Annotated in this window: 10 protein-coding genes; 7 read left to right on the plus strand and 3 right to left on the minus strand. The window is 68.1% G+C overall.

Going from position 1 to position 8,922, the window contains the following annotated elements:
• A partial coding sequence (locus F9K34_RS14610) for a S8 family peptidase (RefSeq protein WP_291337757.1) occupies nucleotides 1-1,010 on the plus strand: 1,010 nt, incomplete at its 5' end.
• A gap of 43 nt (nucleotides 1,011-1,053) precedes the next feature.
• On the opposite strand, the gene F9K34_RS14615 is transcribed toward F9K34_RS14610, so the two are convergent.
• Nucleotides 1,054-1,791 carry a phosphatase PAP2 family protein gene (locus F9K34_RS14615; protein WP_291337759.1) on the minus strand — a complete coding sequence of 246 codons (738 nt, stop codon included), beginning with the start codon at nucleotides 1,789-1,791 and terminating at the stop codon, nucleotides 1,054-1,056.
• A gap of 34 nt (nucleotides 1,792-1,825) precedes the next feature.
• Nucleotides 1,826-2,644, minus strand: a complete 819-nt coding sequence (locus F9K34_RS14620) for a sulfotransferase family protein (protein WP_291337761.1) — start codon at nucleotides 2,642-2,644, stop codon at nucleotides 1,826-1,828.
• 145 nt (nucleotides 2,645-2,789) lie between these two features.
• Here F9K34_RS14620 and F9K34_RS14625 point away from each other — a divergent pair, with 145 nt between their 5' ends.
• The 5 genes from F9K34_RS14625 to F9K34_RS14645 all read left to right on the plus strand — a co-directional run bounded on the left by F9K34_RS14625 (nucleotide 2,790) and on the right by F9K34_RS14645 (nucleotide 5,691).
• Nucleotides 2,790-4,367: a DUF5928 domain-containing protein gene (locus F9K34_RS14625; protein ID WP_291337763.1), complete on the plus strand. Its 1,578-nt coding sequence runs from the start codon at nucleotides 2,790-2,792 to the stop codon at nucleotides 4,365-4,367.
• An 8-nt stretch (nucleotides 4,368-4,375) separates the two neighbouring features.
• Complete coding sequence (locus tag F9K34_RS14630; RefSeq protein WP_291337765.1) at nucleotides 4,376-4,762, plus strand: histidine triad nucleotide-binding protein; 387 nt, start codon at nucleotides 4,376-4,378, stop codon at nucleotides 4,760-4,762.
• Entirely contained in the window at nucleotides 4,759-5,052 is a 294-nt protein-coding gene (locus tag F9K34_RS14635; RefSeq protein WP_291337767.1) for a YciI family protein, read from the plus strand. Before F9K34_RS14630 ends, F9K34_RS14635 begins: the two co-directional genes overlap by 4 nt.
• Nucleotides 5,053-5,130: 78 nt before the next feature.
• The gene (locus F9K34_RS14640) at nucleotides 5,131-5,316 is read left to right on the plus strand and encodes a zinc-finger domain-containing protein (RefSeq protein ID WP_291337768.1); all 186 of its coding nucleotides are present in this window, start codon (nucleotides 5,131-5,133) and stop codon (nucleotides 5,314-5,316) included.
• Nucleotides 5,317-5,358: 42 nt separating this feature from the next.
• Nucleotides 5,359-5,691: a DMT family transporter gene (locus F9K34_RS14645; RefSeq protein WP_436405751.1), complete on the plus strand. Its 333-nt coding sequence runs from the start codon at nucleotides 5,359-5,361 to the stop codon at nucleotides 5,689-5,691.
• 15 nt (nucleotides 5,692-5,706) lie between these two features.
• On the opposite strand, the gene F9K34_RS14650 is transcribed toward F9K34_RS14645, so the two are convergent.
• Nucleotides 5,707-5,865 carry a hypothetical protein gene (locus F9K34_RS14650; RefSeq protein WP_291337773.1) on the minus strand — a complete coding sequence of 53 codons (159 nt, stop codon included), beginning with the start codon at nucleotides 5,863-5,865 and terminating at the stop codon, nucleotides 5,707-5,709.
• Between the two features lie 147 nt (nucleotides 5,866-6,012).
• On the opposite strand from F9K34_RS14650, the gene polA reads away from it, so the two are divergent.
• A complete protein-coding gene (gene polA / locus F9K34_RS14655; protein ID WP_291337775.1) occupies nucleotides 6,013-8,847 on the plus strand; it encodes a DNA polymerase I in 2,835 nt (944 codons plus the stop codon).
• The last annotated feature ends 75 nt before the right edge of the window (nucleotides 8,848-8,922 follow it).

The following is an 8,922-nucleotide window of genomic DNA, read 5'->3' on the forward strand; positions in this document are numbered from 1 at the left end:
TGAGCTCCATGACACCACGAGCCCTCGCTCCGATCGCGCTCGCCCTGTCCCTCGCCGTGTCCCTCGCCGCGCCCGCCTCCGCCGCCGGGGCCGCGTGCATGCCCTGCGCGGGCGTGCGCGTCGCGGTGCTCGACACCGGGATCGAAGCTTCCCACCCGGCCTTCGCGGGCGTCACCCTGATCCAGAAGGATTTCACCGGGTCCGGCAACGGTGACGGACACGGCCACGGCACCCATTGCGCCGGCACGATCTTCGGCCGCGACGTCGGCGGCACGCGGATCGGCATCGCGCCGGGCGTGACCGAGGCGCTGATCGGCAAGGTGCTCGGCGCCGACGGGTCGGGCAGTTCGGAGATGCTCTTCGCGGCGATGAACTGGGCCTCCGAGGAGAACGCTCGGGTGATCTCCATGTCGCTCGGGTTCGACTTCCCCGGCCTTGCCGACCGGCTCGTCACGGTCAACGGCCTGCCCGTTCCGCTCGCCACCTCGATCGCGCTCGAAGCCTACCGGATGAACCTGAGGGTCTTCGACAGCCTGATGGATCTCATGCGCGCCAAGATGGATTTCAACGGCGGCACGGTCGTCTGTGCGGCCAGCGGCAACGAAAGCGAGCGGCAGATCGCCCCCGACTTCGAGGTCAGCGCCTCGGTCCCGGCGGCGGCGCTCGGGGTGGTGTCGGTGGGCGCGCTGTCCGAGGGCGCGAACGGGCTGACGGTCGCGCCCTTCTCCAACACCAACCCGGTCGTTTCGGCGCCGGGCGTGGGCGTCGTCTCGGCCTGGCCGGGCGGCGGGCTGAAGTCGCTGAACGGCACCTCGATGGCCTGCCCGCATGTCGCCGGCGTGGCGGCGCTCTGGTGGCAGGCGCTCGGCGCGGCGAGCCTGCCCCTGACCAGCCGCGCGGTGGAGGCGCGGCTTCTGGCGAGCGCTGTGCGCGCGCCCTTCGCGCCCGGTGTCGATGCCGCCGACCGGGGGCAGGGCCTGGTGCAGGCACCGACGGCGGCCGTCTCCTGATGGAATGCGGCGGGGGCGGCGCCTCCGCCCGTGCCGCGGCGTCTCATCCGGGGGGCGGACCGTCATCCACGGCCTCGATGGCGCCGCGCCGCGCGAGCGCATGGGCGAGGGCGGCGCAGGCGAGGGCCCAGGCTCCGCCCGCCGCCCAGCCGGCGAGGACGTCGGTCGGCCAGTGGACGCCGAGGTAGACGCGGCTCGCGCCGACCGCGAGTGTCACGAGGATGGCGAGCGCCACGACGTAGGCGCGAAGCCGTCGCTCGGGAAAGCTGCGCGCGACGAGTGCGGCCAGGGTAAGGTAGACCACGGCCGCCATCAGCGAATGGCCCGAGGGGAACGAGGCGGTGTAGACGAGCGAGCCATGCGGCACGAGGTCGGGCCGGGGCCGGTCGAAGAACGCCTTGGCGGCGTTGCTGAGCGTCACCCCGCTGCCCACCGCGCCGAGGACGTAGAGCGCCGTCCAGCGCCTGCGCTGCAGCCAGAGGAGCCCCGCCGCCGCGAGGGTGAGGAAGGTCAGCACGCCGATACCGCCAAGCCCGGTCACGTCGCGCGCCATTTCCTCCACCCAAGCCGGACCGAGCGGGTCGGCAGGATCGCCGGGGGTCCGGAGCGCGAACAGGATGGCGATGTCGAAGGCCCGGGTTTCGCCCTCCATGACCTCGTCAGCCAGTTCGGCGAAGGCCCAGAGTGACACCGCGACGAGGGCGAGGACTACGGCAAGGCCAAGCTCGACCCCGGCGGCGCGGCGGGCGATCCATCGACGGAGGGAGCCAAGGCGGGTCATGCGGCCGCACCATGCCAGCCGAGCGGCGCCCGGTCTAGCGCCCGAGCTTGGCGTGGACCTCTGCGAGGTCGACCTCGCCCGTGGGCATCTTGTTGGCCGGATTGTCGAAGTCGTAGCGGAAGAGCTGGAAGTCCTTGTGGTAGATTTCCCACATCAGGTGCATGGCGAGGTCGTCGAAGTAATCCTCGACCGGATGGGCGCGCTTCGGCCCGTGGCCTTCGCTTTCGTTGAAGCGCGGGATGGCCTTCAGGTCGACCTTCCGCGGTGTCTCGACGTGGTCGAGCACCACCTGCATCCCCGCGTCGAACCGCTCGGTAAAGAAGATGTGGTTGTAGCTTCCGCCGTTGACGATGTAGGTGGCGATGTGGCCGGACATGGCAGACCAGTGGATGTCGGGCTCCATCGGCCGGCGCCAGCGGATCGTGTCGCGGGCAAAGAGCAGGAAGCGCCGGAAAGAGCGGATCTGGTCGAACTCGAACCCATTCTCGGGGCTGCCGACCTCCACCCCGTATTTCTGCACGAGCATCGGCACGAGGTTGCCGCGATAGCGTTTGCCGTTCCGCTGGATGCCGCAGACCTTGTCGAAAAAGGACGAAAGGATGCGCGTGTAGGGGTTGCGGACGCAGGTGAAGGCATAGCTCTTGTGCGCCGTCACATTGGCCTCGATCCGCGGCTGGCTCGCCTCCTGGCTCCACTTGTGCAGGCCGTCGGCCGCGTCATGGATGTCGCCGTCGAAAAAGCGTCCGTGGTCGGAGAAGAACATGATCTGGCCGATGGTCGAGCAGGCGCATTTCGGCACCACGCGATAGACCATGCTTTCGCTTTCCGTCATCCAGGTGCCTGGAAATCCCATCTGGCCCGTATCTCCTCGTCCCGTCGCGCATCGGGCATCCTGACTGCGAATTGCGGCCCAAAATGCAATGAAAACCGGTCTTTTCAACGGCTCATAAACCGAAATCCCTCAACAATCCATTGTGGGTCGGTTAACAGGTTCTCAAATGGCAAAGATCGCCTTCATTCTTCTCTGTCACAAGGACCCCGAGGGGATCATCCGGCAGGCCGAACGGCTGACGGCCGCCGGCGACTGCATGGCGATCCATTTCGACGCCCGCGCCGGCGCCGAGGATTTCCGCCGCATCCGCGCGGCCCTGGCCGGAAATCCCAACGTCACCTTCGCGCGGCGCCGCGTGCGGTGCGGCTGGGGGGAATGGAGTCTCGTCGCGGCGACGCTCGAGGCCCTGCGTGCCGCGCTTGCGGCTTTCCCGGACGCCACGCATCTCTACATGCTCTCGGGCGACTGCATGCCGATCAAGTCGGCCGAATACATCCACGACTTCCTCGACCGGGAGGATGCCGATTACATCGAAAGCTTCGACTTCTTCACCTCCGACTGGATCAAGACGGGAATGAAGGGCGACCGGCTGGCCTACCGCCACCCGTTCAACGAACGCACGCAGAAACGGCTCTTCTACGGCGCCTACAACCTTCAGAAGCGCCTCGGCCTGACGCGGGCGATTCCCGCCGACCTGCAGGTCATGATCGGCAGCCAGTGGTGGTGCCTGAGGCGCCGCACCGCCGAATGGGTGCTCGACTTCTGCGCGAGACGGCCCGAGGTGGTGCGGTTCTTCCGCACCACATGGATCCCGGACGAGACCTTCTTCCAGACGATTGTGCGACAGGTGGTGCCGGACCGGGAGATCCGGACCCGGAGCCTGACCTTCCTGATGTTCTCCGACTACGGGATGCCGGTCAGCTTCTACAACGATCATTACGACCTCCTGCTGGCGCAGGACTACCTCTTCGCCCGCAAGATCAGCCCCGAGGCGCGGGAGCTCAGGCGCCGGCTGGGCGAGCTTTACGCGGCGCGCGGCATCAGCTTCGCCATTTCGGACGAAGGGCAGCGGCTCTACCGCTTCCTCACCGGGCGGGGACGCGAGGGGCGCCGCTTCGCCCCGCGGTTCTGGGAGCGCGAGGCGAGCCTCGGGCGCGACCGGGAGCTTCTGATTCTCGTCTGCAAGAAGTGGCATGTCGCCAAGCGGCTCGCCGACCACGCGGCGGCGGCGACGGGCGTTCCCTCCGTCCACTATCTCTTCAACGAGGAGGCGACGCCCCTGCCGGACCTCGGCGGGATCGAGCGGCGACTCGACAAGCGTAACCGGCACCGCCGCGCGTTGATGCGCCTTCTTTACGACCGCCTCGGGACCGACCGGCTGCTTGTCTGCATGGACCCGGCCGATTTCGACCTACTGAAGGACTTCAGCTCGGACCGGGCGACCGTGCGCATTCTCGAGATTTCCTGCGAGTTTTCAGACGCATATCTCGAAGGTCATGCGCGGCGCACGGGACTTGCCGGCGAGGCCACGGCGCCCGAGACGATGGCGCGGCTCCTGCCGACGATCCGGGCCGACATTTCCCATGAAAGCGACCGCCTCGGCGACGCGGGCCTCGCCCATTTCCACCGCATCCGGCAGGGTGCGGGCGCGGCCGAAAATGCCGTGCCATTGGCGGCGTTTCTGTCTATTCCGGTGGAATCCGCGCAAGGGATCGCGGGTGCCGACCATCTCTTCTGCGACTGAGGGACGCCATGAGCTACGCCTACGACGACACCAACATATTCGCCCGCATCCTGCGCGGCGAGATCCCGAACAAGACCGTGCTGGAGACGGACCACACGCTCGCCTTCCACGATATCCGGCCGCAGGCGCCGGTCCATGTGCTGGTGATTCCGAAGGGCAAGTACGTGAACTTCGACCATTTCTCCGCCGAAGCCTCGGACGAGGAGATCGCCGATTTCGCCCGCACCGCGGCCGAGGTCTGCCGCCGGACCGGGGTTAGGCCGGGAGCCGGCGGGCAGGGCTACCGCACCATCTCCAACGCGGGCACACACGGCGTGCAGGAGGTGCCGCACTACCACATGCACATCCTCGGCGGCCGGGTTCTGGGCCGGATGCTGCCGAAGATCGAGACATGAGCCATTTCGCCTATCGCATCCTGCCGCCGCGCGGCGACTTCGCGGCGACCCTCACATCCGGGGAAGCGGAGACGATGGGCCGCCACTTCGACTACATCAAGGCGCTGCACGGCGCGGGGCGTATCGTCTTTGTCGGCCGGACCGAAAACGGTGACTGGGGTCTTTGCGTCTTCGAGGCAGAGGACGAGCCCCGAGCGCGGGCGGTGGCCGAGGCCGATCCCGCGGTCGCGGCGGGGCTGATGCGCTACGAACTCCACGCCTTCCGCACGGTCTTCGAGCGCGGCGCCTGACCGCGGCGCCACTTGCTCTTGCAGGTTCTGCCGCTATGGTGTGCGCCAGCCAGAGTGTCCCTGCACGGAGCCCAGACGATGACCATCCCCGCCCCCGAGACCGAGGTTGTGACCACCTGGAAAGTGGCCTGCGACGGCGGCGAGGGCGCGCTCGGCCATCCGCGCGTCTGGCTGACGATCCCGCAGGACACCGGCTTCGTCGAATGTGGCTATTGCGACAAGAAGTACGTGATCGACCGCGAACACGCGCACGACGATCACTGAGGCATTAGCCGCCACATCCCTGCCCCAAGGTCCGTCGCCGTGCTGCGTGCATATGCCTTTCTTCTGGTCGCGATCGTCGCCGAAGTCATCGCGACCACGGCGCTGGCGCGGTCGGACAGCTTCAGCCGCCTCTGGCCGAGTGTCGTGACCGTGGTCGGCTATTCGGTGGCCTTCGGATGCCTCTCGGTGCCGCTCCGGGTGATGCCGACCGGGGTGGTCTATGCGATCTGGTCGGGCGTTGGCATCGTCCTCATCGCGCTCGTGGCCTTCATCTGGGCACGGCAGACGCTCGACGCCGCGGCGATCCTCGGCCTTGCCCTCATCATCGCGGGCGTCGCGCTCATCAACCTCCACTCGAAGACGGTCGGCCACTGAGCGCCACGTGGCGCGTCAGGATTTCCTGGTCGCGGCTTCCTTCATCCGCTTGAGCAGCTCGGTCTTCGGCTGCGGCCTGCCGAACGGGTTCTTTTCGCTGCCCTTCGCGTTGTGCTCGGCGTGGCGCGGCGCCTTCTTGCCGGTCTTGGCCATTCCCGATTTGCCATAGTCCATGACGACCTCCTGCCCAGATGCTGCGGTCCATCCGGCATCGGGCCGCGCGCGACCCGGCAAGGACCTCCTGTCGCCGCCGGCCCCATGGACCCCTGCAACGGACTCTGCCATACCTCGGATTGTCCGGGACGGGAAGGGAGCGCGGCCATGACATTCGGCAAGGGCAGCCACCTGCACCTGATCGACGGCTCGGCCTATATCTTCCGCGCCTATCACGCGCTGCCGCCGCTCACCCGCAAGTCGGACGGGCTGCCCATCGGCGCGGTCGCGGGGTTCTGCAACATGCTCTGGTCGCAGTTGCAGAACAACAAGGGCGACCATGCGCCGACCCATATCGCCGTGGTCTTCGACTATTCCTCGAAGACCTTCCGTGACGAGATCTACGACAAGTACAAGGCCAACCGGCCCGAGCTGCCGGAAGACCTCAGGCCGCAGTTCCCGCTGACGCGCGAGGCGACGGCGGCCTTCAATGTCGCCTGCCTGGAGATGGAGAACTACGAGGCCGACGACATCATCGCGACCCTCACGCGCGAGGCGGTGGCGGCGGGCGGTGACGTCACCATCATCTCGTCGGACAAGGACCTGATGCAGCTCGTCGGCCCCGGCGTGGTGATGTTCGACGCGATGAAGAACCGCGCCATCGGCGTGGCCGAGGTGGAGGAGAAGTTCGGCGTCGCCCCCGACCGGGTGGTGGATGTGCAGGCGCTCGCCGGGGATTCGGTGGACAACGTGCCGGGCGCACCGGGGATCGGGATCAAGACGGCGGCGCTTCTCATCAACGAATATGGCGACCTCGAGACCCTGCTGGCGCGCGCGGACGAGATCAGGCAGCCGAAGCGCCGCGAGGCGCTGACCGGGAACGCGGACCTGATCCGCGTTTCCAAGCGGCTCGTCACGCTCGATGCGCATGCGCCGGTGCCCTGGGCCCTCGACGCGCTGGAGGTGAAGGACCCCGAGGCGGGACCGCTGATGGAGTTCCTGTCGAGGATGGAATTCCGCACCCTTACCAAGCGCGTGGCCGACGCCCTGAAGGTGGAGCCGCCGGTCATTGCCGAGGCGCCGGCCGCCCCCGCCGGTCCGGCGGCGGAGGACGCGGCGGAGCCGGTCGCCACCGGCCACCCGCCCTTCGACCATTCGGCCTACGAATGCATCCGCGACCGCGCCGCGCTCGACCCCTGGATCGCGCTCATCCGCGAACGGGGCTATGTCGCCGTCGATACCGAGACGACGAGCCTCGACGAGATGCGGGCGGAGCTTGTCGGCATCTCGCTGTCGGTCGTGCCGGGGCGGGCCTGCTACATCCCCGTCGGCCATCGCGTCGGGGGCGGCGATCTCTTCGGGTCGGACGCGCCCGCGCCGGGGCAGATGCCGATGGCGGAGGCCCTGGCCGCCTTGAAGCCGGTGCTGGAGGACGACGCGATCCTCAAGATCGGCCAGAACATGAAGTACGACTGGAAGATCTTCGCCCGGCACGGCATCCGTGTCGGCCCCATCGACGACACGATGCTGATGTCCTATGCGATGCATTCGGGTCAGCACAATCACGGCATGGACGCGCTTTCCGAACGCTACCTTGGCCATCAGCCCATCGCGATCAAGACGCTGCTCGGTTCGGGCAAGGGGCAGGTCACCTTCGACCGGGTGGCGATCGACGACGCCGTGAGATACGCGGCCGAGGATGCCGACGTGACGCTGAGGCTCTGGCGGGCATTCCGGCCGAACCTGCACCGCGCCCAGGTGACGACGGTCTACGAGACGCTGGAGCGCCCGCTCGTCCCGGTTCTGGCCGAGATGGAGATGGCCGGTATCCGCGTCGACGGCCAGGTGCTGAGCCGCATGTCGAACGCCTTCGCCCAGAAGATGGCCGGGCTCGAGTCCGAGATACAGGGCATCGCCGGCGAGCCCTTCAACGTCGGCAGCCCCAAGCAGCTGGGCGAGATCCTCTTTGACCGGATGGGCGTGGAGGGCGGCGAGAAGGGCAAGGCCGGGGCCTACGCCACCGGCGCCGACGTCCTTGAGGATATCGCGGCGATGACCGACCTCGGCCGTCCCGCCGAACTGGCGGCGCGGGTGCTCGACTGGCGGCAGATCGCCAAGCTGAAATCGACCTATACCGATGCGCTCCAGCAGGCGATCAATCCCGAGACCGGGCGCGTCCACACCTCCTATTCGATCGCCGGCGCGAATACCGGGCGGCTTGCCTCGACCGATCCGAACCTGCAGAACATCCCCGTGCGGACCGAGGAGGGCCGGCGCATCCGCGAGGCCTTCGTGGCCGGGCCGGGGATGCGGCTCGTGAGCCTCGACTACAGCCAGATCGAGCTGCGCATCCTCGCCCATGTGGCGGACATTCCCGAACTCAAGGAGGCTTTCCGCGAGGGGATCGACATCCACGCGCTGACCGCGTCGGAAATGTTCAACGTGCCCTTGGCGGAGATGACGCCGGAAGTCCGGCGGCGGGCGAAGGCGATCAACTTCGGGGTCATCTACGGGATTTCCGGCTTCGGCCTCGCCCGCAACCTGCGCATCCCGCGCGCCGAGGCGCAGGGATTCATCGACCGCTATTTCGAGCGCTTCCCGGGCATCAAGACCTACATGGACGAGACGGTGGCCTTCGCCCGCGAGAAGGGCTTCGTGCAGACGCTCTTCGGGCGGAAGATCCACACCCCCGAGATCAACGCCAAGGGTCCGACGGCCGGCTTCGCACGGCGGGCGGCGATCAACGCACCGATCCAGGGGGCGGCGGCCGACATCATCCGCCGGGCGATGATCCGCATGCCGGAGGCGACGCGCGGCCTGCCGGCCAGGATGCTCCTGCAGGTCCATGACGAGCTTCTGTTCGAGGTGGAGGCAGGGGCGGCCGACCGGCTGATCGCCGCGGCGCGCGAGGTGATGGAAGGGGCCGCGCATCCGGCGGTCCATCTCGACGTGCCACTGGTCGTCGATGCGGGGCAGGGGGCGAACTGGGCCGAGGCGCATTGAGGCGCGGCCGGCCTCGGGGAGGGGCGGTCTCGGGGGGCGTCGAGCCCCCGCTCGCCCGGCGGGCCGGATGCGGCC

This window comes from Albidovulum sp., assembly GCF_008933605.1.
Taxonomy (GTDB): domain Bacteria; phylum Pseudomonadota; class Alphaproteobacteria; order Rhodobacterales; family Rhodobacteraceae; genus Albidovulum.